Genomic DNA, 370 nt, shown 5'->3' with positions numbered 1-370 from the left:
CCAGACTGCTCCATCCCGCGATAATATAAAAAAGGAGGATAAGAGATTCGAACTCTTGCGTGGTTTTACCCACCTGACGGTTTTCAAGACCGTTCCCTTCAGCCAGACTTGGGTAATCCTCCATAATAAGTTCCATACGATAAAAATCCATTGAAACTATGGACCTTGTAGGACTCGAACCTACGACAGGACGGTTATGAGCCGTCTGCTCTAACCAACTGAGCTAAAGGTCCAAGCTCTGGTATGAAAATCGCGGCAGGGGGGATCGAACCCTCGACCTCCCGGGTATGAACCGGACGCTCTAGCCAGCTGAGCTACACCGCGATAAAAAACATATGAATCGGGAAGACAGGATTCGAACCTGCGACCC

3 tRNA genes are annotated in these 370 nt (G+C 49.5%); all 3 read right to left on the bottom strand.

Features of this window, described 5'->3' with window-relative positions:
- Nucleotides 1-32: 32 nt before the first annotated feature.
- The 3 genes from FC65_RS11185 to FC65_RS11175 all read right to left on the bottom strand — a co-directional run bounded on the left by FC65_RS11185 (nt 33) and on the right by FC65_RS11175 (nt 324).
- A tRNA-Ser gene (locus FC65_RS11185) sits at nt 33-122 on the bottom strand.
- A 37-nt stretch (nt 123-159) separates the two neighbouring features.
- Nucleotides 160-233, bottom strand: a tRNA-Ile gene (locus FC65_RS11180).
- Between the two features lie 17 nt (nt 234-250).
- Nucleotides 251-324 (bottom strand) — tRNA-Met (locus tag FC65_RS11175).
- Nucleotides 325-370: the final 46 nt, after the last annotated feature.

Source organism: Ligilactobacillus acidipiscis DSM 15836, assembly GCF_001435755.1.
GTDB lineage: Bacteria > Bacillota > Bacilli > Lactobacillales > Lactobacillaceae > Ligilactobacillus > Ligilactobacillus acidipiscis.
This window is presented reverse-complemented; position numbering and strand designations above follow the sequence as displayed.